Origin of the sequence: Klebsiella sp. 141203, assembly GCF_032601985.1 — a bacterium.
Classification (GTDB): domain Bacteria; phylum Pseudomonadota; class Gammaproteobacteria; order Enterobacterales; family Enterobacteriaceae; genus Klebsiella; species Klebsiella aerogenes.
Window position 1 is genome coordinate 25,869 of sequence record NZ_JAQIRL010000010.1, and the last position, 24,275, is coordinate 50,143.

22 protein-coding genes and 4 tRNA genes are annotated in these 24,275 nt (G+C 57.2%); 21 read left to right on the forward strand and 5 right to left on the reverse strand.

The window, feature by feature from the left end:
• Window positions 1–6: 6 nt before the first annotated feature.
• From wecB to PGR29_RS23990, 15 genes are all read left to right on the forward strand, one after another.
• Entirely contained in the window at window positions 7–1,137 is a 1,131-nt protein-coding gene (gene wecB, locus PGR29_RS23920) for a non-hydrolyzing UDP-N-acetylglucosamine 2-epimerase (protein WP_072059450.1), read from the forward strand.
• Window positions 1,134–2,396 (forward strand): UDP-N-acetyl-D-mannosamine dehydrogenase, encoded by a 1,263-nt coding sequence (gene wecC, locus PGR29_RS23925; RefSeq protein WP_087858710.1) that lies wholly within the window; start codon window positions 1,134–1,136, stop codon window positions 2,394–2,396. Before wecB ends, wecC begins: the two co-directional genes overlap by 4 nt.
• Entirely contained in the window at window positions 2,393–3,460 is a 1,068-nt protein-coding gene (gene rffG / locus PGR29_RS23930; RefSeq protein ID WP_047038438.1) for a dTDP-glucose 4,6-dehydratase, read from the forward strand. Before wecC ends, rffG begins: the two co-directional genes overlap by 4 nt.
• Before the next feature lie 18 nt (window positions 3,461–3,478).
• The gene (gene rfbA / locus PGR29_RS23935) at window positions 3,479–4,360 is read left to right on the forward strand and encodes a glucose-1-phosphate thymidylyltransferase RfbA (RefSeq protein WP_087858709.1); all 882 of its coding nucleotides are present in this window, start codon (window positions 3,479–3,481) and stop codon (window positions 4,358–4,360) included.
• The gene (gene rffC / locus PGR29_RS23940; protein WP_087858708.1) at window positions 4,338–5,012 is read left to right on the forward strand and encodes a dTDP-4-amino-4,6-dideoxy-D-galactose acyltransferase; all 675 of its coding nucleotides are present in this window, start codon (window positions 4,338–4,340) and stop codon (window positions 5,010–5,012) included. Before rfbA ends, rffC begins: the two co-directional genes overlap by 23 nt.
• A gap of 4 nt (window positions 5,013–5,016) precedes the next feature.
• Window positions 5,017–6,147, forward strand: coding sequence for a dTDP-4-amino-4,6-dideoxygalactose transaminase (gene rffA, locus PGR29_RS23945; RefSeq protein WP_113374967.1), 1,131 nt, complete (start codon window positions 5,017–5,019; stop codon window positions 6,145–6,147).
• A 1-nt stretch (window position 6,148) separates the two neighbouring features.
• Window positions 6,149–7,399: a lipid III flippase WzxE gene (gene wzxE, locus PGR29_RS23950; protein WP_045378694.1), complete on the forward strand. Its 1,251-nt coding sequence runs from the start codon at window positions 6,149–6,151 to the stop codon at window positions 7,397–7,399.
• Window positions 7,396–8,472 (forward strand): TDP-N-acetylfucosamine:lipid II N-acetylfucosaminyltransferase, encoded by a 1,077-nt coding sequence (locus PGR29_RS23955; protein WP_015368876.1) that lies wholly within the window; start codon window positions 7,396–7,398, stop codon window positions 8,470–8,472. The genes wzxE and PGR29_RS23955 overlap by 4 nt, the downstream gene beginning before the upstream one ends.
• Window positions 8,469–9,815, forward strand: coding sequence for an ECA oligosaccharide polymerase (gene wzyE / locus PGR29_RS23960; protein ID WP_316425493.1), 1,347 nt, complete (start codon window positions 8,469–8,471; stop codon window positions 9,813–9,815). The genes PGR29_RS23955 and wzyE overlap by 4 nt, the downstream gene beginning before the upstream one ends.
• A gap of 11 nt (window positions 9,816–9,826) precedes the next feature.
• The gene (gene wecG / locus PGR29_RS23965) at window positions 9,827–10,567 is read left to right on the forward strand and encodes a lipopolysaccharide N-acetylmannosaminouronosyltransferase (protein WP_015368874.1); all 741 of its coding nucleotides are present in this window, start codon (window positions 9,827–9,829) and stop codon (window positions 10,565–10,567) included.
• A 205-nt stretch (window positions 10,568–10,772) separates the two neighbouring features.
• Complete coding sequence (gene thrP / locus PGR29_RS23970; protein WP_087858704.1) at window positions 10,773–12,158, forward strand: bifunctional threonine/serine APC transporter ThrP; 1,386 nt, start codon at window positions 10,773–10,775, stop codon at window positions 12,156–12,158.
• 102 nt (window positions 12,159–12,260) lie between these two features.
• Window positions 12,261–12,337, forward strand: a tRNA-Arg gene (locus tag PGR29_RS23975).
• A 55-nt stretch (window positions 12,338–12,392) separates the two neighbouring features.
• A tRNA-His gene (locus PGR29_RS23980) sits at window positions 12,393–12,468 on the forward strand.
• Window positions 12,469–12,490: 22 nt separating this feature from the next.
• Window positions 12,491–12,577: transfer RNA gene (locus tag PGR29_RS23985), tRNA-Leu, on the forward strand.
• A 42-nt stretch (window positions 12,578–12,619) separates the two neighbouring features.
• A tRNA-Pro gene (locus tag PGR29_RS23990) sits at window positions 12,620–12,696 on the forward strand.
• 466 nt (window positions 12,697–13,162) lie between these two features.
• Here PGR29_RS23990 and hemY read toward each other — a convergent pair.
• Genes hemY through hemC form a run of 4 tightly spaced genes read right to left on the reverse strand, consistent with a single transcriptional unit; the run spans window position 13,163 to window position 17,235 of the window.
• Entirely contained in the window at window positions 13,163–14,359 is a 1,197-nt protein-coding gene (gene hemY / locus PGR29_RS23995) for a protoheme IX biogenesis protein HemY (protein WP_042894676.1), read from the reverse strand.
• A gap of 3 nt (window positions 14,360–14,362) precedes the next feature.
• The gene (gene hemX / locus PGR29_RS24000) at window positions 14,363–15,535 is read right to left on the reverse strand and encodes a uroporphyrinogen-III C-methyltransferase (protein ID WP_213198567.1); all 1,173 of its coding nucleotides are present in this window, start codon (window positions 15,533–15,535) and stop codon (window positions 14,363–14,365) included.
• A 21-nt stretch (window positions 15,536–15,556) separates the two neighbouring features.
• A complete protein-coding gene (hemD, locus tag PGR29_RS24005) occupies window positions 15,557–16,297 on the reverse strand; it encodes a uroporphyrinogen-III synthase (RefSeq protein WP_113374971.1) in 741 nt (246 codons plus the stop codon).
• A complete protein-coding gene (hemC, locus tag PGR29_RS24010) occupies window positions 16,294–17,235 on the reverse strand; it encodes a hydroxymethylbilane synthase (protein WP_032715387.1) in 942 nt (313 codons plus the stop codon). The genes hemD and hemC overlap by 4 nt, the downstream gene beginning before the upstream one ends.
• Window positions 17,236–17,585: 350 nt before the next feature.
• Between hemC and cyaA the strand changes: the two genes are divergently transcribed.
• Window positions 17,586–20,138, forward strand: coding sequence for a class I adenylate cyclase (cyaA, locus tag PGR29_RS24015; protein ID WP_015368868.1), 2,553 nt, complete (start codon window positions 17,586–17,588; stop codon window positions 20,136–20,138).
• Window positions 20,139–20,271: 133 nt separating this feature from the next.
• Here cyaA and cyaY read toward each other — a convergent pair whose 3' ends face one another.
• Window positions 20,272–20,592 carry an iron donor protein CyaY gene (gene cyaY, locus PGR29_RS24020; protein WP_015368867.1) on the reverse strand — a complete coding sequence of 107 codons (321 nt, stop codon included), beginning with the start codon at window positions 20,590–20,592 and terminating at the stop codon, window positions 20,272–20,274.
• A gap of 263 nt (window positions 20,593–20,855) precedes the next feature.
• Between cyaY and lptM the strand changes: the two genes are divergently transcribed.
• The 5 genes from lptM to yigB are packed head-to-tail and all read left to right on the forward strand — an operon-like array spanning window position 20,856 to window position 24,238.
• On the forward strand, window positions 20,856–21,059 hold the full coding sequence (gene lptM / locus PGR29_RS24025; protein ID WP_020077593.1) for an LPS translocon maturation chaperone LptM: 204 nt from the start codon (window positions 20,856–20,858) through the stop codon (window positions 21,057–21,059).
• A 35-nt stretch (window positions 21,060–21,094) separates the two neighbouring features.
• Entirely contained in the window at window positions 21,095–21,919 is an 825-nt protein-coding gene (gene dapF / locus PGR29_RS24030) for a diaminopimelate epimerase (protein ID WP_015703982.1), read from the forward strand.
• On the forward strand, window positions 21,916–22,623 hold the full coding sequence (locus PGR29_RS24035) for a DUF484 domain-containing protein (protein ID WP_316425496.1): 708 nt from the start codon (window positions 21,916–21,918) through the stop codon (window positions 22,621–22,623). The genes dapF and PGR29_RS24035 overlap by 4 nt, the downstream gene beginning before the upstream one ends.
• Window positions 22,620–23,522: a tyrosine recombinase XerC gene (xerC, locus tag PGR29_RS24040; protein ID WP_113374972.1), complete on the forward strand. Its 903-nt coding sequence runs from the start codon at window positions 22,620–22,622 to the stop codon at window positions 23,520–23,522. Before PGR29_RS24035 ends, xerC begins: the two co-directional genes overlap by 4 nt.
• Window positions 23,522–24,238 carry a 5-amino-6-(5-phospho-D-ribitylamino)uracil phosphatase YigB gene (yigB, locus tag PGR29_RS24045; RefSeq protein WP_015368862.1) on the forward strand — a complete coding sequence of 239 codons (717 nt, stop codon included), beginning with the start codon at window positions 23,522–23,524 and terminating at the stop codon, window positions 24,236–24,238. The genes xerC and yigB overlap by 1 nt, the downstream gene beginning before the upstream one ends.
• The last annotated feature ends 37 nt before the right edge of the window (window positions 24,239–24,275 follow it).

The following is a 24,275-nucleotide window of genomic DNA, read 5'->3' on the forward strand; positions in this document are numbered from 1 at the left end:
ATCGATGTGAAAGTACTAACTGTATTTGGCACGAGACCAGAAGCCATCAAGATGGCGCCGCTGGTCCATGCGCTGGCAAAGGATCCTCATTTTGAGGCAAAGGTTTGCGTAACCGCGCAGCATCGGGAGATGCTCGATCAGGTGTTGAAACTGTTTTCGATTACGCCGGACTACGATCTGAACATTATGCAGCCGGGTCAGGGATTAACCGAGATCACCTGCCGCATTCTGCAAGGTTTAAAGCCGGTACTGGAGTCGTTTAAGCCGGACGTAGTGCTGGTACATGGCGATACCACGACGACGATGGCGGCCAGTCTGGCGGCGTTTTATCAGCGGATCCCGGTGGGCCACGTGGAAGCGGGCCTGCGTACCGGCGACCTGAACTCGCCGTGGCCGGAAGAGGGCAACCGCACGCTGACAGGGCGCCTGGCGATGTACCATTTCGCCCCGACCGCCACCTCGCGCGATAACCTGCTGCGGGAAAATATTGACGCAGAGCGCATTACCGTCACCGGCAATACGGTGATCGATGCGCTGTTCTGGGTTCGCGATCGTGTCCTTGGCGACGAGGCGTTGCGCAATGAACTGATGCAGCGCTACCCGTTCCTTGAAGAGGATAAGAAATTAATTCTGGTGACCGGCCACCGTCGCGAGAGCTTTGGTCTCGGCTTCGAGCACATTTGCCATGCGCTGGCGGATATCGCCAGCCATCATCCTGATGTGCAGATTGTTTATCCGGTTCACCTGAACCCGAACGTCAGCGAACCGGTCAACCGTATTCTTGGCCATGTCGCTAACGTGAAATTAATTGAACCGCAGGATTACCTGCCGTTCGTCTGGCTGATGAATCGGGCGTGGCTGATTCTGACCGATTCCGGCGGGATTCAGGAAGAGGCGCCGTCGCTGGGGAAACCGGTACTGGTGATGCGCGAAATGACTGAGCGCCCGGAGGCGGTCGCCGCTGGCACCGTGCGGCTGGTCGGCACCGACAGGCAGCGTATCGTCGATGAAGTCACCCGGCTGCTGCAGGATGATGCCGCCTGGCAGGCGATGAGTCGGGCCCATAACCCTTACGGCGATGGTCAGGCATGCGATCGTATTTTATCCGCCCTTAAAAATAATCAGGTAACGCTATGAGTTTTTCTACCATTTCAGTGATTGGCCTTGGGTACATTGGTCTGCCAACCGCTGCCGCATTTGCTTCCCGGCAACGGCGGGTGGTTGGCGTGGACATCAATCAACACGCCGTTGAGACCATTAACCGTGGTGAGATTCATATCGTCGAGCCGGATTTAGCGAGCGTCGTGAAAACGGCGGTTGAACAGGGATATTTAAGCGCCACCACCGTGCCGGTGGAGTCTGACGCCTACCTGATTGCCGTTCCGACGCCGTTTAAAGGCGGGCATGAGCCAGATATGGCCTTTGTTGAATCCGCCGCTAAATCTATTGCGCCGACCCTGAAGAAAGGGGCGTTAGTGATCCTGGAATCCACCTCGCCGGTCGGCTCGACTGAACAGATGGCCGAGTGGCTGGCGGCGATGCGCCCCGATCTCAGCTTCCCACAGCAGGTTGGCGAGGCGGCCGACGTTAATGTCGCCTACTGTCCGGAGCGCGTGCTGCCGGGGCAGGTGATGGTTGAGCTCATCAAAAACGACCGCGTTATTGGCGGAATGTCGCCGGTCTGCTCGGCGCGCGCCAGTGAGCTGTATAAAATTTTCCTTGAAGGCGAATGCGTAGTGACTAACTCGCGCACTGCGGAAATGTGCAAGCTGACGGAAAACAGCTTCCGCGACGTCAACATCGCCTTTGCTAACGAACTATCGCTGATTTGCGCCGATCAGGGGATCAACGTCTGGGAACTCATCCGCCTGGCGAACCGCCATCCGCGCGTCAATATTCTGCAGCCGGGTCCGGGCGTCGGCGGCCACTGTATCGCCGTCGACCCGTGGTTTATCGTGGCGCAAAACCCGCAGCAGGCGCGTCTGATTCGCACCGCGCGCGAGGTTAACGACCACAAGCCGGAATGGGTAATCGATCGGGTAAAAGCACAGGTTGCCGAGTGCCTGAATGCCAGCAATAAACGCGCCAGCGAACTGACTATTGCCTGCTTCGGCCTGGCTTTTAAGCCTAACATTGATGACCTGCGCGAAAGCCCGGCGATGGAAATTGCCGCGCAGATCGCCCGCTGGCACAGCGGCGCGACGCAGGTGGTTGAGCCCAACATTCATGCGCTGCCGAAGAAACTTGATGGCCTGTGTACGCTGGCGACCCTCGATGACGCGCTGGCGAGCGCCGATGTGCTGGTGATGCTGGTCGATCACAACGAGTTTAAAGCCGTTAGCGGCGATAGCGTTACTCAGGCCTATATCATCGACACCAAAGGAGTGTGGCGGTGAGAACGATTCTGGTCACCGGCGGCGCGGGCTTTATTGGCTCCGCGGTAGTGCGTGAAATCATCCAGCACACCGCCGATCGCGTCGTGGTCGTGGATAAGCTGACCTACGCCGGCAATTTGATGTCGCTGGCGCCGGTGGCGCAGGATGCGCGTTTTGCCTTTGAACAGGTGGATATCTGCAACCGAGCCGAGCTGGATCGCATCTTCCGCCAGCATCAACCCGATACGGTGATGCACCTCGCGGCGGAAAGCCATGTCGATCGTTCCATCGATGGCCCGGCGGCGTTCATCGAAACCAATATCGTCGGTACCTATACGCTGCTGGAAGCCGCACGCAGCTGGTGGAATACGCTGGCGGCGGAGCAAAAATCGGCGTTTCGCTTCCATCATATCTCGACGGATGAAGTGTATGGCGATCTGCACGGCAGCGATGATTTCTTTACCGAGACCACGCCCTATGCGCCAAGCAGTCCTTATTCGGCCTCGAAAGCCAGCAGCGACCATCTGGTGCGCGCCTGGCAGCGTACCTATGGCCTGCCGACGCTTATCACTAATTGCTCGAATAACTACGGCCCGTATCACTTCCCGGAGAAGCTGATCCCGTTGATTATTCTCAACGCGCTGGCGGGAAAACCGCTACCGGTTTACGGTAACGGCCAACAGATTCGCGACTGGCTGTACGTCGAGGATCACGCCAGAGCGCTGTATCTGGTGGCGACCCGCGGCGAGCCGGGCGAAACTTACAATATCGGCGGTCATAACGAGCGTAAAAACATCGAGGTGGTGGAAACCATTTGCGAACTGCTCGAAGAGCTGGCGCCGCATAAACCGCAGGGCGTGGCGCACTATCGCGATCTGATTACCTTCGTCGCTGACCGGCCGGGCCACGATCTGCGTTATGCGATTGACGCGGCGAAGATTGCACGCGAGCTGGGCTGGACGCCGGATGAGACCTTTACTTCCGGCATGCGCAAAACCGTCCAGTGGTATCTGGCAAATGAGGCATGGTGGCGACAGGTTCAGGACGGTAGCTATCAGGGCGAGCGTCTTGGGCTGCACGGCTAACTGGCCCAGGGGGGCATGATGAAAGGTATTATTCTGGCAGGCGGTTCCGGTACGCGCCTGCATCCCATCACGCGCGGCGTGTCGAAACAGCTGCTGCCGATTTACGACAAGCCGATGATTTACTACCCGCTGTCGGTGTTAATGCTGGCCGGGATCCGTGAAATCCTTATCATCACCACGCCGGAAGATCAGCGCGATTTCCAACGCCTGCTCGGCGATGGTTCCGAGTTCGGTATCCAATTGCAGTATGCCGTTCAGCCGACGCCGGATGGTTTAGCCCAGGCGTTTATCATCGGCGAAGCGTTTCTCAACGGCGAACCGGCGTGCCTGGTGTTGGGCGATAATATCTTCTTTGGCCAGAGCTTTAGTCCTAAGCTGCGTAGCGTCGCAACCCGCACCGAAGGGGCGACGGTATTTGGCTATCAGGTGATGGATCCTGAGCGCTTCGGCGTGGTGGAGTTTGATGACAACTTCCGCGCCTTGTCGCTGGAGGAAAAGCCGAAACAACCGAAGTCGAACTGGGCGGTCACCGGGCTTTATTTCTACGATGGCAAAGTGGCCGAGTACGCCAAACGGGTCAAACCGTCCGAGCGCGGCGAGCTGGAAATTACCTCCATCAACCAGATGTATCTTGAGGATGGCGCGTTAACCGTCGAGCTGCTTGGGCGCGGCTTTGCGTGGCTGGATACCGGCACGCACGATAGCCTGATTGAAGCCAGCATGTTTGTGCAAACGGTAGAAAAGCGGCAAGGTTTTAAAATCGCCTGTCTGGAAGAAATCGCCTGGCGTAACGGTTGGCTTGACGATGATGGCGTCAAACGCGCCGCGAAGCGGCTGGAAAAAACCGGCTATGGCCAATACTTGCTGGATCTCCTCCGTGCCCGCCCGCGCCAGTATTGAAGCGCTGGAGTGGGAAAACCGCTTCTTCGCCGTTAATAGCGGCATCGTTCGCTTTGACGAACGCGCGCCGCAGCTCACCGCTGAAGCCCTGGCGGGATGGTCGCGAGTGCAGGCGAAAGTCGCCGCCAGCGACACCGCCCGGCTGGATGCGCTACAGGAGATCGGTTTTCAACTGGTAGAAGGCGAGGTCGATCTGGCGTTGCCGGTAGGCGAGCCGGCTGATGCCGGCGCCGAATGGGCCGTTGAAGGCGACATTGCGCGACTGCGTGAACTGGCGGCGCAGGCATTTGCCATGAGCCGTTTTCGCGCTCCCTGGTACGCCGCTGACGCCAGCGGCCGGTTCTACGCGCAATGGATCGAAAACGCGGTACTGGGAACCTTTGACCACCAGTGTCTGTTATTTCGCGCGTCCGATGGCGACATCCGCGCATTTGTTTCTTTGCGTCAGCTCAATGACACCGACGCGCGTATCGGCCTGTTGGCCGGACGCGGCGCTGGAGCCGAGCTTATGCAGGCGGCGCGCCACTGGGCGGCGCAACGCGGGCTTTCTACACTGCGGGTGGCGACCCAAATGGGCAACACCGCCGCGCTTAAACGTTATATTCTCAGCGGTGCGAATGTGGAAAGCACCGCGTACTGGTTATACAGGTGACACGATGATTCCATTTAACGCACCGCCGGTGGTGGGGACTGAGCTCGATTACATGCAATCGGCGATGAACAGCGGCAAGCTTTGCGGCGACGGCGGTTTTACCCGTCGCTGCCAGCAGTGGTTTGAACAGCGCTTCGGCACCGCCAAAGCGCTGCTGACGCCATCCTGCACCGCGTCGCTGGAGATGGCGGCGCTGCTGCTGGATATTCAGCCGGGCGATGAAGTCATCATGCCCAGCTATACCTTTGTTTCCACCGCCAATGCTTTTGTACTCCGCGGGGCGAAAATCGTCTTTGTCGATATCCGTCGCGACACGATGAATATTGATGAATCGCTGATTGAAGCGGCGATCACCGATAAAACCCGGGCGATCGTGCCGGTGCATTATGCTGGCGTGGCCTGTGAGATGGACACCATCATGGCGCTCGCCGCCAAATATAACCTGTACGTGGTGGAAGACGCCGCGCAGGGCGTGATGTCCACCTATAAGGGCCGCGCGCTGGGCACCATCGGCCATATTGGCTGCTTTAGCTTCCATGAGACGAAAAACTACACCGCCGGCGGTGAAGGCGGCGCAACGCTTATCAACGATCGTAAACTGGTGGAACGCGCGGAGATCATTCGCGAAAAAGGCACTAACCGTAGCCAGTTTTTCCGCGGTCTGGTGGATAAGTACACCTGGCGCGATATCGGTTCCAGCTATTTGATGTCCGATCTGCAGGCCGCCTATCTCTGGGCGCAGCTGGAAGCCGCTGAACGTATTAACCAGCAGCGTCTGATGCTGTGGCAAAATTATTATGACGCGCTGCTGCCGCTGGCGCGCGCGGGCCGTATCGATCTGCCGGCGGTACCGGCGGATTGCGGGCAAAACGCGCATATGTTCTACATTAAGCTGCGGGATAACGATGACCGCGCGGCGCTGATTAACTGGCTGAAAGAGGCAGAAATACTGGCGGTGTTCCACTATATTCCGCTCCATAGCTGCCCGGCTGGCGAACAGTTCGGCGAGTTCTGCGGGGAAGATCGTTATACCACCCAGGAGAGCGAACGCCTGCTGCGTTTGCCGCTGTTCTATAACCTGTCTGCGGTAAACCAACGGACGGTGATTAACTCGCTGCTGAGCTACTTCTCCTGATATGTCGTTGGCAAAAGCGTCACTGTGGACCGCGGCGTCCACCTTAGTCAAAATAGGCGCCGGTCTGCTGGTGGTAAAGCTGCTGGCGGTCTCATTTGGCCCGGCGGGCGTGGGCCAGGCCGGTAACTTCCGGCAATTGGTCACCGTCCTTGGCGTACTGGCGGGCGCCGGGATTTTTAATGGCGTCACTAAGCTGGTTGCCCAACATCACGACGATCCGCTACGCCTGAAGCAGGTGGTCGGGACGTCGTCATCAATGGTGCTCGGCTTTTCCACCCTGTTAGCGCTGGTCTTTTTGCTGGCGGCGGCGCCCATAAGCCAGGCGCTGTTCGGCCATTCGCACTACCAGAATCTGGTACGTCTGGTGGCGCTGGTGCAGATGGGGATTGCGTGGGCCAACTATTTGCTGGCGCTGATGAAAGGTTTTCGCGATGCTGCGGGTAACGCTTTTTCGCTGATTGCCGGTAGCCTAATTGGCGTTGCGGCCTATTACGCCTGTTACTACTTCGGTGGTTATCAGGGGGCGCTGTTAGGGCTGGCGTTAGTCCCCGCGTTGGTGGTGGTTCCGGCCGCCATTATGCTATGGCGGCGTGGCGCGATCCCGTTGAGCGCGCTACGCCCGCGTTGGGATAACGGGCTTGCAGGGCAGCTATCGAAATTTACCCTGATGGCGCTGATTACCTCGGTGACGCTGCCAGTGGCCTATGTGATGATGCGTAATCTGCTGGCGGCGCATTACGGCTGGGAGGCGGTCGGTATCTGGCAGGGGGTGAGCAGTATCTCAGATGCCTACCTGCAGTTTATTACCGCCTCCTTTAGCGTGTATCTGCTGCCTACGCTGTCGCGGCTGAGCGCCAAAACGGACATCACGCGTGAGATAGTGAAGTCGTTGAAATTCGTTCTGCCGGCGGTGGCGGCGGCGAGCCTGACGGTCTGGCTGCTGCGCGATTTTGCTATCTGGTTACTGTTTTCCGCGCGCTTCACCGCGATGCGCGACCTGTTCGCCTGGCAGTTGGTGGGCGATGTTTTAAAAGTTGGCGCTTACGTCTACGGCTATCTGGTGATCGCCAAAGCGTCATTGCGCTTTTATATTCTGACGGAAATCAGCCAGTTCACGCTGCTGACCGCATTTTCACACTGGCTTATTCCGGCGCACGGCGCACTTGGCGCGGCGCAGGCGTATATGGCCACTTATATTGTTTATTTCGCCCTTTGTAGTGGCGTGTTTTTACTCTGGCGTAAACGGGCATGACAGCACTGATACACGTACTGGGATCGGATATCCCGCACCACAACCAGACCGTATTGCGGTTCTTTAACGACGAACTGGCCGCCGACGCGCGGGCCAGGACGTTTATGGTCGTGGGTGATGCGACAGGTATGCGCGAGGCGTATCCGGCGCTGGAAATTACCTGCTATCCGGGTAAGAAATCGCTGGCGCAGGCGGTGATTGCCAAAGCGAAAGCCGATCGCCAGCAGCGCTTTTTTTTCCACGGCCAGTTTAATACCGGTCTGTGGCTGGCGTTGTTGAGCGGCGGGATCCGCCCGTCGCAATTTAACTGGCATATCTGGGGCGCGGATCTGTATGAAAACTCAGCCAGCCTGAAATTCCGTCTGTTTTATCCTCTGCGCCGCATGGCGCAAGGGCGGGTAGGACGCGTTTTCGCCACCCGCGGCGATCTCAGCTGGTTTGCTAACCGCCATCCGCGAGTGCCGGGCGAACTGCTGTACTTCCCGACGCGTATGGATCCGTCGCTAAATTCCCTTGCCGATACCGCCCCGCGCGGTGACACGCTGACCATACTGGTGGGGAACTCCGGCGATCGTAGTAATGAGCATATTGCGGCGCTAAGGGCGATTCATCAGCAATTTGGCGATACGGTGAATGTCATCGTGCCGATGGGTTATCCGGCCAACAATGAAGCCTACATTGATGAAGTGCGTCAGACGGGAGCGGCACTGTTTAGTCGCGAGCATCTGCAGATCCTTAGCGAGAAGCTTGAGTTTGATGATTATCTGGCGCTGCTGCGCCGCTGCGATCTGGGTTATTTCCTGTTTGCGCGCCAGCAGGGTATCGGCACGCTGTGCCTGCTGATTCAGGCGGGTATTCCCTGCGTGCTCAATCGCGAAAATCCGTTCTGGCAGGATATGACCGAACAACAGATCCCGGTGCTGTTTACCACCGATACCCTGGACGCCAACGTGGTGCGCGAAGCACAGCGTCAGTTAGCGAGCGTTGATAAAACGCAAATCGCCTTCTTCCGCCCGAACTATCTGGCGGGCTGGCAGCGGGCGCTACAGCTGGCAGCGGAGGCGCGGGTATGACGTTAATGCAATTTAGCGGGCTGTTGGTGGTCTGGCTGCTGTCGACGCTGTTTATCGCCACCGCCACCTGGTTTGAGTTCCGCCGCGTGCGCTTTAACTTCAACGTCTTTTTCTCGTTGTTGTTCCTGCTCACCTTTTTCTTCGGCTTCCCGTTAACCAGTATCCTGGTATTCCGCTTTGACGTCAGCGTGGCGCCGCCGGAGATTTTGCTGCAGACGCTGCTGGTTGCGGTATGCTTCTATGCCATCTACTACGTGACCTACAAAACGCGATTGCGTCCGGCATCGCGCGATGTTGCACGTCGTCCGCTGTTTACCATGAACCGGGTTGAAACCCATCTGGCCTGGGGGATTTTGATGGGGCTGGCGCTGCTGTGCGTCGGTATCTTCTTCGCCCACAACGGTTTCCTGCTATTTAAGCTCAATTCATACAGCCAGATATTCTCCGCGGAAGTGTCCGGCGTGGCGTTGAAGCGCTTCTTCTACTTCTTTATTCCGGCGATGCTGGTGATCTATTTCCTGCGTCAGGATTACAAGGCGTGGATTTTCTTCCTGGTGAGCACCGTCGCCTTTGGTCTGCTGACCTACGCGATCGTCGGCGGTACCCGCGCCAACATCATTATCGCTTTCGCTATCTTCCTGTTTATCGGCATTATTCGCGGCTGGATCAGCCTGTGGATGCTGGCGGCGGCGGGCGTGCTGGGTATTGTCGGCATGTTCTGGCTGGCGTTGAAGCGCTATGGGATGAACGTTAGCGGCGATGAAGCGTTTTATACATTCCTCTATCTCACGCGCGATACCTTCTCGCCGTGGGAGAACCTGGCGCTGTTGCTGCAGAACTACGACAAGATTGAGTTCCAGGGGCTGGCGCCGATGATCCGCGACTTCTACGTCTTTATCCCCAGTTGGATGTGGCACGGTCGCCCGACAATGGTGCTGAATACCGCCAATTACTTCACCTGGGAAGTGTTAAATAACCATTCGGGGCTGGCGATATCGCCGACGCTGATTGGTTCGCTGGTGGTGATGGGCGGCGTATGGTTCGTACCGCTGGGCGCCGTCGCGGTAGGGCTCATCATTAAATGGTTCGACTGGCTGTACGAACTGGGCAACCGGGAGAGCAATCGCTACAAAGCGGCTATCCTGCACAGTTTCTGTTTCGGCGCTATCTTCAACATGATAGTGCTGGCGCGCGAAGGGTTGGATTCGTTTGGCTCCCGCGTGGTGTTTTTCCTCGTGATCTTTGGTATCTGCTTGTTAGCGGCGAAATTGCTGTACTGGCTCCTGGACAGCGCAGGATTGATTCATAAGCGGTTGAAGCCGCTTTCGCAACCGCAGGTATGATAAGGATGAACATGACTGATAACACTTCCGCGCCGCAGTATGCGCTGCGAGGGCTGCAGCTTATTGGTTGGCGCGACATGCAGCATGCGCTCAACTATCTCTTCGCCGACGGCGAACTGCGTCAGGGAACGCTGGTTGCGATCAACGCCGAAAAAATGCTGGCGGTAGAAGATAACCCGGAAGTGCGAGCGCTGATTGAGGCCGCCGAGTTTAAATATGCCGACGGCATCAGCGTCGTGCGCTCATTACGCAAAAAATATCCGCAGGCTGAGGTGTCGCGCGTTGCCGGCGCCGATCTGTGGGAGGCCTTAATGGAGCGCGCCGGGGCGCAGGGAACGCCGGTGTTTCTGATTGGCGGTAAGCCCGAGGTGCTGGCGGAGACGCAAGCGAAGCTGCGTGAGCGCTGGAAGGTGAATATCGTCGGCAGTCAGGACGGCTATTTTTCCGCCGATCAGCGCCAGCAGCTGTTTGAGCGGGTACGCGACAGCGGGGCGAAAATTGTCACCGTCGCGATGGGATCGCCGCGCCAGGAAATTCTGATGCGCGACTGCCGACTGGTGTATCCTGCAGCGCTGTATATGGGCGTTGGCGGCACTTATGACGTCTTTACCGGCCACGTACACCGAGCGCCCAAATTCTGGCAGAACCTGGGGCTGGAGTGGTTCTATCGCCTGCTCCTGCAGCCGAGCCGCATTAAAAGACAGTTCCGTTTACTGCGCTATTTACGTTGGCATTATTCCGGCAAGCTCTGATATTCCACTGCAACCAGAAGAGATTGCATACATATTCTGTGTAATCTCTTCACTCGCCTGATACTTTATTTGCCATTTCCGTAAAATTAATTAACCATTCGCATGCTTCAAACGCGTGGGGGAGACCTGCGCGTCGGCAAGGCTATGGTTTCAATTAATAACAATAACCGGCAGTACCCGGAATACAGCAAACACAAGAGGCTTTATGACTGAGAAAAAAGCGGAACTCCAGCGTGGACTGGAGGCCCGACATATTGAGCTAATCGCGCTAGGCGGGACGATTGGCGTAGGGTTATTTATGGGGGCGGCAAGTACGCTGAAGTGGGCCGGTCCGTCCGTCCTGCTGGCGTATATTATCGCCGGTTTATTTGTCTTCTTTATCATGCGTTCGATGGGCGAAATGTTGTTCCTCGAACCGGTAACCGGCTCGTTCGCCGTTTACGCACACCGTTATATGAGCCCGTTCTTCGGCTATCTCACGGCCTGGTCATACTGGTTTATGTGGATGGCGGTGGGGATATCTGAGATCACCGCCATCGGAGTATATGTGCAGTTCTGGTTCCCGGAGATGGCGCAGTGGATCCCGGCGCTGATTGCCGTCGGGCTGGTCGCGTTAGCGAACCTGGCGGCAGTACGTCTTTACGGTGAGATCGAGTTCTGGTTTGCAATGATTAAAGTCACCACCATTATCGTGATGATTGTCATCGGCCTGGGCGTTATCTTCTTTGGCTTCGGCAATGGCGGACAGTCGATCGGTTTTGGCAACCTGACCGAACACGGCGGCTTCTTCGCCGGCGGCTGGAAAGGCTTCCTGACGGCGCTGTGTATTGTCGTCGCCTCTTATCAGGGCGTTGAACTTATCGGTATCACCGCCGGAGAAGCGAAAAATCCGCAAGTCACGCTGCGTAGCGCGGTGGGCAAAGTGCTTTGGCGTATCCTGATTTTCTATGTGGGGGCGATTTTCGTTATCGTGACTATCTTCCCTTGGAACCAGATTGGCTCGACTGGAAGCCCGTTCGTCCTCACCTTCGCCAAAATCGGCATTACCGCGGCGGCGGGGATTATCAACTTCGTGGTGCTGACCGCAGCGCTGTCAGGGTGCAACAGCGGGATGTATAGCTGTGGGCGTATGCTGTACGCGCTGGCGCGCAACCGCCAGCTACCGGCGGCAATGGCCAAAGTGTCGCGTCAGGGCGTACCGGTAGCGGGCGTCGCGCTGTCGATCGTGATTCTGCTCATCGGTTCGTGCCTGAACTACATTATTCCTAACCCGCAGCGCGTGTTTGTCTATGTTTATAGCGCCAGCGTATTGCCGGGGATGGTGCCGTGGTTTGTGATCCTGATTAGCCAGCTGCGTTTCCGTCGCGAGCATCAGCAGGCGATGGCCAGCCATCCGTTCCGTTCGCTGTTGTTCCCGTGGGCGAACTATTTGACGATGGCATTCCTCGTTTGTGTGCTAATCGGCATGGGAATTAACGATGAAACCCGGATGTCGCTCTTTGTCGGAATTATTTTCCTCGCCCTGGTGACCCTTATTTATAAGGTTTTCGGCCTCGGCAAGCGGGGGAATCTTGATAAAACGGCGGAATAAGCGCCAAAGCGCACAAACTGTGAGCAAATAGAAATTTTATTTAAAAAGGCACTAGACAGGGGTGGGGGAAGTCCGTATTATCCACCCCCGCAACGGCGCTAAGCGCCCGTAGCTCAGCTGGATAGAGCGCTGCCCTCCGGAGGCAGAGGTCTCAGGTTCGAATCCTGTCGGGCGCACCATTTACCCGGTGCTGGAGCTGCGGTGGTTTTAATACCGCGTAAAAGAATTGTTGTGGTGGCTATAGCTCAGTTGGTAGAGCCCTGGATTGTGATTCCAGTTGTCGTGGGTTCGAATCCCATTAGCCACCCCATTATTTGATAGAGTTGTGAATTGCGAAGGTGGCGGAATTGGTAGACGCGCTAGCTTCAGGTGTTAGTGTTCTTACGGACGTGGGGGTTCAAGTCCCCCCCCTCGCACCACGACTTTAAAGAATTGAACTAAAAATTCAAAAAGCAGTATTTCGGCGAGTAGCGCAGCTTGGTAGCGCAACTGGTTTGGGACCAGTGGGTCGGAGGTTCGAATCCTCTCTCGCCGACCAATTTTGAACCCCGCTTCGGCGGGGTTTTTTGTTTTCCGGATTTGCTCAATTATCTTTTATCCCGCTGATCTTCCTCGTAAAAAATAGTTTCTATCTCTGCGAATTATTGTCCGGAATTGTCCCAAATGATTGCTGCGATAGATGCAATCTCGCTGGATCCTGTGCGATAATAACCGGGTAGATGCTCATTCCATCTCTTATGTTCGCCTTCGTGCCTCATAAACTCGGGAATGATGCAGAGCCGTACTTACGGTGCTTATCGTCCACTGATAGATGTCGCATTTTATATGTCTCATCAAACACCATGGACATAACGTTGAGTGAAGCACCCAATTTGTTGTCAAACAGACCTGTTTTAACGCCTGCCCTGATTTCAGTGCAGGCGTTTTTTTCTTTCAGGGGAAGGCTATCTTTTCGCGAGAGAAGGGCGCTATCGCCCCGAACGAGGCGATAGCGTTATCGTGCATTACTGCTGAGGGTTATTGTGCAGCGTCAACAGCAGGCCGTCACGACGCATGGTCGCCGCTTCTTCCGGCTGATGCAGGCGGTCCAGCGCATCGGCAAGCCATGCGTAATCAAAGGCATCCGGACGCTGCTTAAGCGCGGCGCGGAAGGCGATACTGGCCTCCTGCCATTCACCGTGACGCATCAGCGACTGGCCCAGGGTGCTCCACAGCAGCGGACGGTCGCCGACGGCTTTGATCTGCTGGCGCAGCACTTTCTCCAGTTGCTCCGGATTATTGGTCTTCAGTCGCGGGATCGGCATGACCAGGCGGTCGTCATACTGTTTCTTCAGACCATCGATAATAATCTGCTGTGCGGTATCGTGATCGTCGCTCTCGATAAGGCGTTCGGCCATTGCCACCTGCAGCGGTATCAGCGCGCGCGTTTTACGGCTCTGGTTGCGCCACCATTCGCGTAGCCCTTCGCTACCGCCGTCGGCCAGCGCTTTGTCCATCAGGCCAATCCACGCCAGCTGTTCCAGCGCGGCGCGGTGCTCTTCATCCCCCACGTTGGCTTTCGCCATGGATGGAATGATGTCCAGCAGTGAATTCCACGCGCCGGTGCGGGTATAGGCCTGCTCGGCAAGACGCAGCACCTCCGGATGACGCGGGGTCACTTCCAGCAGCTTATCGATGCCGTGACGAGCGGCGTGGTTTTCGTTCCGCGCCAGCTGTAGGCGCACGCGGGTAATTTCGACCGGGATGAGATCGTCGCCGGCCAGTTCGGCGGCGCGCTCAAGGTGCTGATTGGCGCGAGCTTCATCGCCGCGCTGTTGGGCCGCTTCCGCCGCTAACAGATAGTTCACGACCGGTTGTTCGGCGTGATCGGCATTTTTCGCCATCAGCTTTTCAACCTGTTGGTAATCGCCTTCCGCCAGTTTCAGCAGCGCTTGCTCGGTTTGCTTACGCGCGCGGCGGCGCTTACGGCCGACGAACCAGCCGCGCGTGTGCGCGCCGGTACGGAAAATGCGGCGCAGAAGCCACTCGATAGCGAACAGCACCACCATTGCGAGGATCAGGATGATCACAAGGCCCGTCACGCTGGTTTCGATATTGTAGTTATCGGTCTGGATCAGAACGTAGCCCTGGTGGCCCGCGATCATCGGGCCGACGACGATCCCGGCGATCAGCAGTGCGAAAAGCAGGAGAATTTTCAGCATCGGTTATTCTCCTTGCGGCGCAGGGGCTGGCGCGGTCGCTGCTGGCGCTGGCGCCGGAGCGGCTGCCGCAGGCTGGGCCATCAAATTACGCACCCGGGTTTGCATCAGCTTTTCCAGCAGGCTCTGGCTCTGCAGCGTTTCCGGCACGCTCATGGTGATACTCTGCTGACTGAGCTTATCCACCTCTTCAAGGAAAGCCTTGGTGGTGGCGTCTTCAGTATCGTAATAGGCGCGTACCCAGGTGGAGACGTTTTCCAGCGCCTGCTTATAGGTTTCTTCCTGATGACGCGGCACCGCCTGCGCGGCAACCAGCAGACGAGAGCGGATATTTTCGCGCAGATAGACATCCTGATTTGGCGCTAACAGCGGCACCGCCGTTTCGTCGCGGCGACGTATGGTAATAAAGCTATCCATAAAGTTCTGCCAGCTTTTCTGCAGGTTAACGCGCCATTCGCCGATGGAGCTGGAGAGCTCATCGCTGTCGGCATCCATCGGGGAATCATCGTCGTTATTATCAGCCAGACGCAGATTGTCGATTTGGTTCGCCAGCTGGTTAACCTTGAGGATAATGCCGTCGTAATCGACCTGGCTTACCGCCGACAGCGAAGCGATGTCATCGGTGATGGCGCGGCGCGCGCCGATAAGGCTTGGGTCGTTCATGTCGGCGAGGCTGGCATCGGCGCTTTTCAGCAGCGCGGCGGCGGTCGTCACATCCTGATCGCTCCACAGTTTACGTCCCGCCAGCTTGACCAGGAAATCAGCCTGCGCCAGCAGCCAGGTTTTGGCGTCGCTGCCGGAAATCACGGCAACTTTTTGCTGTAGCTCATCAAGCTGTTTCGTCAGGGTTTCCTGTTCACGTTTGGCTTCGCTCAACTGGTCGGCCTGCTGTTTGATGACGCTTTCCAGCTCGCTCTTTTGGCTGTCCTGCGCTTTTTGCAGCGCCGCGAGCTGGCTTGCTAATTCAGAGCTGGTTTCGTTTTGCCGAGTAACCTGTTGCTTATTTAAGCCATACAGGCCAATACCGGCGGCGAGGGCGATAGCGATAGCAATCGCGCTGAGCGCCAGGCTGGTTTTGTTGCCGGCCTTTTTCTTCTCGTTGTTTTCTGGCTGTGGCGTGGTTTCCACGGCCTCCCTGGTCTCTTCAACCACGGCGGATTGATTTTGTTGTTCCGTCATTATGGCTTCCAATGTTGAGAGTTATTGTAATGCGCGTAGCAGCGCATCGTTGTCGGCGTTATCGGCAACCTGAATATCCTGCCAGCCCAATTCCCGGGCCTGTAGGGCCAGACGTTCGCTGACAACGACAAGGCTACAGTGCAGCAGCCACTGTTCGCGATACCACTGGGGTATTAACGACCACAGCTGCTGCAGCATCTCGCCGCTGGTGACCACCAGCGTAGTGACTCCACGAGATTGCCAGCGCATAGCCTCTTCCGCACCATCATAGTACTTCGCACAACGTTGATAACATTCACAAAATGTTACTTCGGCGCCGCGTTCACGCAGCGTGTCGCCTAATAATTCCCGCCCGCCGTTGCCGCGCAGAATCAGGGCTTTCTTGCCCGCAATGTTTTGTAATTCAGGTAATTGTAGCAAGACTTCGCTGATTTCCCGATCTAACGGGTAACGGATATTTTTACCACTGACCGTATGCAGGGCCAGCGCGGTGGTGCGGCCTATCGAGAAATAGGCCGGGTCGGAGGGCCAGCGTTGGCTCTCCTGCAGCAGACGGGCATGGGCGAATTCCACCGCATGCTGCGACAGCGCAAACAACAAATCGTCCGCGCCTAATGCCGCCAGCTGGCGCGGGAGCGCTGCCAGTTCTCGACCCGGCGTGAATTCAATCAGCGGAAAGCTCCAGGCCACGCGTCCCAGCGCGCGCAGGCGGCTGACTAACTCTTCACCTTGCGGTAGCGGACGAGTGACCAGGATGCTCATCGTGGGGCTTCTCCATCATAGACCGCCGCGAGGATGTCTCGGGCGCCGTTATCCAGTAGCTCTTCCGCCAGCGAGACGCCGAGCGCCTCTGCCTCTTCCGGCCGCCCGCGACGTTCGCCGCGCACGACCCGCGACCCATCCGGCGCGCCTACCAGCGCCCGTAGCCACAGCTCACCATCGCGCAGTTCGGCATAGCTGCCAATCGGCACCTGACAACCGCCTTCGAGACGGGTGTTCATCGCCCGCTCGGCACGTACGCGCACGGCGGTCTCTGTATGGTTAAGCGGCGCTAATAGCGCTTTGGTCCATTCATCGTCAAGGCGGCATTCGATACCCACCGCGCCCTGGCCGACTGCCGGCAGAGATTGCTCAGGCGAGAGCGGCTGGCGAATACGCGCTTCCAGTTTCAGGCGCTTCAGACCGGCGGCGGCGAGAATAATAGCGTCATATTCGCCGTTATCGAGTTTGCCTAATCGCGTGCCGACGTTGCCGCGTAGCGAGCGGATCACCAGATCGGGACGCTCTGCCGCCAACTGGCACTGGCGACGTAAACTTGACGTGCCAACGATGCTGCCAGCCGGCAGCGCGTCGATTGAGGCATAGTGATTGGAAACAAAGGCGTCGCGCGGATCTTCACGTTCGCAGATGGTGACCAATCCCAGGCCTTCAGGGAATTCGACCGGGACATCTTTCATCGAATGGACGGCAATATCGGCGCGCCCCTCAATCATGGCGAGCTCTAACTCTTTTACAAATAAGCCCTTGCCGCCCACTTTCGCCAGCGGGGTATCAAGGAGCACGTCGCCGCGGGTGACCATGGGCACCAGCTCAACGGAAAGCCCCGGATGACAGGACTCCAGACGCTCTTTCACATAATGTGCCTGCCATAGCGCAAGCGGGCTTTGCCGTGTGGCAATTCTCAAAACTTTGTCTAACATGCTTGTTACCGTCATTGTCGACCATGAGCCATCCTAACATTGTTGCTTTAGGGATGTTAGTTTCGCGGTTAATGTGGGATGCTGGCATGATGACCTTTAGCGTTTCATGCGGATGCGGTTGCCGCAAGCGTAGTGGGGAATTTACACCCGGCAAACGGTGCTACACTTGTATGTAGCGCATCTTTCTTTACGGTCAATCAGCAAGGTGTTAAATTGATCACGTTTTAAACCATTTGTCAGCCAGCAGTTCATCACAACCACACCGATGACGAATGGTGACGGTTCTTGTTGAAATACTGAAATCCTCCGTACTATTGTACGTCGGATTTTTGAACATCAGGCGATATGTCTTGTACCTCTATATTGAGACACTGAAACAGAGACTGGATGCCATCAATCAATTGCGCGTGGATCGCGCGCTTGCTGCCATGGGACCCGCTTTCCAGCAGGTTTACAGTCTTCTGCCGACATTACTACATTATCATCACCCGCTGATGCCGGGTTACCTTGACGGTAACGTTCCCCGCGGCATTTGCCTCTACACGCCTGATGAAACCCAACGCCACTATCTTGACGAACTCGAACTGCATCGCGGCCTGCTAACGCAGGAGCCGCCGAAAGGCGAACTGCCGATTACCGGCGTCTATTCGATGGGCAGTACCTCTTCCGTTGGGCAAAGCTGCTCTTCCGATCTGGATATCTGGGTATGCCATCAGGCCTGGCTGGATAACGAAGAACGCCAACTGCTGCAGCGTAAATGCAGCCTGCTTGAAAGCTGGGCGGCGTCGCTCGGCGTCGAGGTCAGTTTCTTCCTGATCGACGAAAACCGCTTCCGCCATAACGAAAGCGGCAGCCTGGGCGGCGAAGACTGTGGTTCGACCCAGCATATTTTGTTGCTCGATGAATTTTACCGCACCGCCGTGCGTCTTGCCGGGAAACGTATTCTGTGGAATATGGTGCCGGGCGATGAAGAAGATCATTACGATGATTACGTGATGGGGCTGTATGCCCAGGGCGTGCTGACGCCAAACGAATGGCTCGATCTCGGCGGCCTCAGTTCGCTGTCGGCGGAAGAGTACTTCGGCGCCAGCCTGTGGCAGCTGTATAAAAGCATCGACTCCCCGTATAAAGCGGTGTTGAAAACGCTGTTGCTGGAAGCCTACTCCTGGGAATACCCCAACAACCGCCTGTTGGCGAAAGATATTAAACAGCGCCTGCACGATGGCGAGATTGTCTCATTCGGTCTCGACCCTTACTGCATGATGCTGGAGCGCGTAACCGCCTATCTGCAGGCTATCGAAGACGACACCCGTCTCGATCTGGTTCGTCGCTGCTTCTATTTGAAAGTCTGTGAAAAACTCAGCCGCGAGCGCGCCTGCGTGGGCTGGCGTCGTGAAGTCGTCAGCCAACTGGTGAAAGAGTGGGGCTGGGATGAAAAGCGTCTGATGATGCTTGATAACCGCGCTAACTGGAAAATCGATGAAGTGCGCAAAGCGCACAACGAACTGCTCGACGCGATGATGCAGAGCTATCGTAATCTGATCCGCTTCGCTCGGCGCAATAACCTTAGCGTCTCCGCCAGCCCGCAAGATATCGGCGTGCTGACGCGCAAGCTGTATGCGGCCTTTGAAGCGCTACCGGGCAAGGTCACCCTGGTGAACCCGCAAATTTCACCGGACCTGTCGGAGCCGAATCTGACCTTTATCCACGTGCCGCCGGGCCGCGCCAACCGTACCGGTTGGTATCTGTATAACCGCGCGCCGGATATGGAATCGATTATCAGCCATCAGCCGCTGGAATATAACCGTTATCTTAATAAGCTGGTGGCCTGGGCCTGGTTTAACGGCCTGCTGACCTCACGCACCCGTCTGTTTATTAAGGGCAACGGTATCGTCGATTTGCCGAAGCTGCAGGAGATGGTGGCCGACGTGTCGCACCACTTCCCGCTGCGCCTGCCGGCGCCGACGCCAAAAGCGCTGTACAGCCCGTGCGAAATTCGCCACCTGGCGATTATCGTCAACCTCGAATATGACCCGACGGCGGCTTTCCGCAATCAGGTGGTGCATTTCGACTTCCGTAAGCTCGATGTTTTCAGCTTCGGCGAAGAGCAAAAATGCCTGATTGGCAGCGTCGACCTGCTGTATCGCAACTCGTGGAACGAAGTGCGCACGCTGCACTTTAACGGCGAGCAGGCGATGATCGAAGCGCTGAAGACTATTCTCGGCAAAATGCATCAGGACGCTGCGCCGCCGGATAGCGTGGAGGTGTTCTGCTATAGCCAGCATCTTCGCGGCCTTATCCGCACCCGCGTGCAGCAGATGGTCTCCGAGTGCATCGAACTGCGCCTCTCTAGTACCCGTCAGGACACCGGGCGCTTCAAAGCGCTGCGCGTCTCCGGCCAGACCTGGGGCCTGTTCTTCGAGCGCCTGAACGTTTCGGTGCAGAAGCTGGAAAACGCCATTGAGTTCTACGGCGCTATCTCGCACAACAAGCTCCACGGCCTGTCGGTACAGGTAGAAACCAATCATGTTAAGCTGCCGGCGGTGGTGGATGGCTTCGCCAGCGAAGGGATTATTCAATTCTTCTTTGAAGATGCGGATAACAATGACAGCGGCTTTAACATCTACATTCTCGACGAAAGCAACCGCGCAGAGGTCTATCATCACTGCGAAGGCAGCAAAGAAGAGCTGGTGCGCGACGTCAGCCGCTTCTACTCGTCATCGCACGATCGCTTCACCTACGGCTCAAGCTTCATTAACTTCAACCTGCCGCAGTTCTATCAGATAGTCGAAGTTGACGGACGCACGCAGGTGATCCCGTTCCGCAGTCAGGCGATTGCCGCCGCGGTGCCGCCGGGCCAGGAAGCGGTCGCCTCACCGGTGCTGCAGCAGCGCTACTCGTAGATTTGCCCCGGATAAGGCGCGAGCCGCTATCCGGAGATATTCCCTGCTGGCGCTGCGCTTAGCAGGGCTACGGTTGTATGTCGTCGGGTAGCCCGGATAAGGCGCGATGCGCCGCCATCCGGGAAAGACGTCATTAACGGAAGCTCACCGTCTCGCCGGCCTGATTGCTCGCCGCCTGCTCCAGCAGATCCCAGAAGCGTTCGCCGCTGCGATCGCAGATCCACTCATCGCCTTGCAGATCGAAGTGATAGCCGCCTTGCTTGGTCGCCAGCCAGACCTGATGCAGCGGCTCCTGACGGTTAATAATGATCTTACTGCCATTTTCGAAGCTGATGGTCAGCACGCCGCCATTGATTTCGCAGTCGATATCGCTGTCGCCGTCCCAGTCGTCCAGACGTTCTTCGATGGTCATCCACAGGCTATCGGCCAGGCGATGGAATTCACTGTCGTTCATGGTTATATACCCTAAATAATTCGAGTTGCAGGAAGGCGGCGACGCAGGGAGTCCCAGGAGCTTACTCCAGTAAGTGACTGGGGCGAGCGAGGAAAGCCAACGTACATGCAGCTTGAATTATAACGGGTATAGCCTGCTTTTTTGAAGATGGCCGCAGCATAACGCGAAACAAAAGCGCGTGCAGTCAGATGCTAAACGCTTGCTTTTACGTCTTCTCCTGCGATGATAGAAAGCAGTAACGAATGAATCATGGGCAACTATCAATGAAAAACGTTTTACCCACGCTTGCCGTTCTGTTTGCAATCTTCAGCCTGACCGGCTGCGGTTTGAAAGGGCCGCTGTATTTCCCGCCGGCAGACAAAACCGCGCCGCCGCCGACCAAGCCGGTTAACCCAGGCATTCAGAGCGCGACGCCGGATCGTAACGATCGCGGCGATAATGGCGGTCCGACCCAGGTTAACTATTAACGATAACGTTCTGTTCCGCGCAATTGGAGTAGATAATGCAGTTCTCTAAAATGCATGGCCTCGGCAACGACTTCATGGTTGTTGATGCGGTAACGCAGAATGTTTTCTTCTCACCGGAGCTGATTCGTCGCCTGGCGGATCGGCATCTTGGTGTCGGCTTCGACCAGCTGTTGGTTGTCGAGCCGCCGTACGATCCCGATCTGGACTTCCACTACCGTATCTTCAATGCTGACGGTAGCGAAGTCTCTCAGTGCGGCAACGGCGCGCGCTGCTTCGCCCGCTTTGTCCGTTTAAAAGGCCTGACCAATAAACGTGATATCCGCGTGAGCACCGCCAACGGTCGTATGGTATTAAGCGTAACGGAAGATGATCTGGTGCGCGTTAACATGGGTGAGCCGAATTTCGAACCTTCTCAGGTCCCGTTCCGCGCCAACAAAGCGGAAAAGACCTATATTATGCGCGCGGCTGAACAGACAGTATTGTGCGGCGTCGTCTCAATGGGCAACCCGCACTGCGTGATTCAGGTCGATAACGTGGATACCGCTGCGGTGGAAACCCTCGGTCCGGTGATGGAAAGCCACGAACGTTTTCCGGAACGCGCCAATATCGGCTTTATGCAGGTAGTGGAACGCTCTCATATTCGTCTGCGCGTCTATGAACGCGGCGCAGGTGAAACGCAGGCCTGCGGCAGCGGCGCCTGTGCGGCGGTGGCGGTCGGTATCCAACAAGGATTACTCGCCGAAGAGGTACGCGTGGAATTGCCAGGCGGGCGTCTCGACATCGCCTGGAAAGGTCCGGGTCAACCGTTGTATATGACTGGCCCGGCGGCACACGTCTACGACGGATTTATTCATCTATGAAACAGATCGGGGAAGAACAGCAGGAACTCGCCACAGCGCTCGACGACAGCGCGGTAGTAGATTATCTGCTGCAAAATCCTGAGTTCTTTATTCGTAATGCGGCGCAGGTAGAGCATATCCGCGTCCCGCATCCGGTGCGTGGCACCATCTCGCTGGTAGAGTGGCATATGCTGCGGGCGCGTAACCATATCAACATGTTGGAAGAGAACATGACGCTGCTGATGGAACAGGCGACGGCCAATCAAAGCCTGTTTCAGCGCCTGTTCCATCTGCAGACGCGTCTGGCGTCCGCCGATAGCCTGGATGAAATGCTCAACCGCTTTCATCGTTGGGCGCGCGAGCTGGGCCTGGCAGGTGCGACGGTGCGCCTGTTTCCGGACAGCTGGCATCTCGGCGCGCCGTCTAAATTCACCCATCTGGCGTTGAGCCGGCAGGCGTTCGAACCCATTCGTATCCAGCGGCTGGGCCAGGCTCGTCACTATCTTGGGCCGCTGAATGGGCCAGAGCTGCTGGTGGTGCTGCCGGATGCGAAAGCTATCGGCTCGGTGGCGATGTCGCTACTGGGCGATGATGACGCGCCGGGGGTGATGTTTTTCAGCAGCCGCGATCCGCAGCATTATCAGCAAGGTCAGGGGACGCAGCTACTGCAGGAGATCGCCCGTATGCTGCCCGGCCTGCTGGAGCGCTGGATTGAACGCGCATGAGCCACTCCCCGCTATTATCCTGCGTCGATCGCTTTCTGCGCTATCTCGGCGTTGAGCGCCAGCTTAGCCCCATTACGCTCACGAATTACCAGCGTCAGTTAGAAGCGCTGATCGCGCTGGCGGAGGATGCCGGGGTGACAAGCTGGCAGCAGTGTGATGCCGCTCAGGTGCGTAGCTTTGCCGTGCGTAGCCGCCGCGCGGGCTTAGGGCCGGCGAGCCTGGCGCTGCGGCTTTCCGCCCTGCGCAGCTTTTTCGACTGGATGGTCAGCCAGGGCGAGCTGGCCGCTAACCCGGCGAAGGGGATTGCGGCGCCCAAGATCCCCCGCCATTTGCCGAAAAATATCGACGTTGATGATGTGAATCGGCTGCTGGATATCGACCTCAACGACCCGCTCGCGGTGCGCGACCGGGCGATGCTGGAAGTGATGTACGGCGCGGGGCTGCGTCTTTCTGAGTTAGTTAACCTTGATATTAAGCACCTTGATCTTGAGTCAGGGGAAGTGTGGGTGATGGGGAAAGGCAGCAAAGAGCGCCGCCTGCCAATTGGACGCAACGCGGTGGCGTGGATCGAACACTGGCTGGATTTGCGCGGCTTGTTCGGCGGCGATGACGACGCGCTGTTTTTGTCGAAGCTGGGTAAGCGCATTTCAGCGCGCAACGTGCAGAAGCGGTTTGCCGAGTGGGGTATCAAGCAGGGGCTCAATAGCCATGTGCATCCGCATAAGCTGCGGCACTCCTTCGCGACGCATATGCTGGAGTCGAGCGGCGATCTGCGCGGCGTGCAGGAGCTGCTGGGGCATGCCAATCTCTCCACCACCCAAATCTATACTCATCTCGATTTTCAACACCTTGCCTCGGTGTACGATGCCGCGCATCCGCGCGCTAAACGGGGGAAATAATGCGTTTTTACCGACCTCTGGGCCCGATCTCCGCGCTGACGTTCGACCTGGATGACACCCTTTACGATAACCGTCCGGTGATTGACCGGACGATGCAGGAATCGCTGACGTTTGTGCGCAATTACCATCCGGCGCTGAGCCAGTTTGATGCCCATGCGCTTAATCAGCTGCGACAAACGCTATTGTCCTCAGAACCTGAGATTTATCATGACGTCACCGTCTGGCGCCACCGCGCGCTGGAGTTAGGGATGCGTAACGCCGGGCTCTCCGCCGCCGAGGCGAAAGCCGGCGCCGATGCGGCGATGGAAAACTTCGCCCACTGGCGCAGCCGCGTCGATGTGCCGCAGGAGACGCACGATACGCTGGCGAAGCTGGCGCAGAAATGGCCGCTGGTGGCTATCACCAACGGTAACGCCCAGCCGGAACTGTTCGGCCTGAACGACTATTTCCGTTTCGTGCTGCGCGCGGGTCCGGATGGCCGCTCCAAGCCGTTTGCCGATATGTACCATCTGGCGGCGGAGCGTCTGGATTTGCCGCTCGGGCAGATTCTGCACGTCGGCGATGATCTGACCACCGACGTAGCTGGCGCTATTCGCTGTGGAATGCAGGCCTGCTGGATCAAGCCGCAGGACGCCTCGCTGATGAAAACCGCCGATAGCCGCCTGCTGCCGCATATTGAAATTTCACGGTTGGCATCTCTGACCTCGCTGATATAATCACCAGTAACTCTGTATATATTAACAGGGGTTCGTG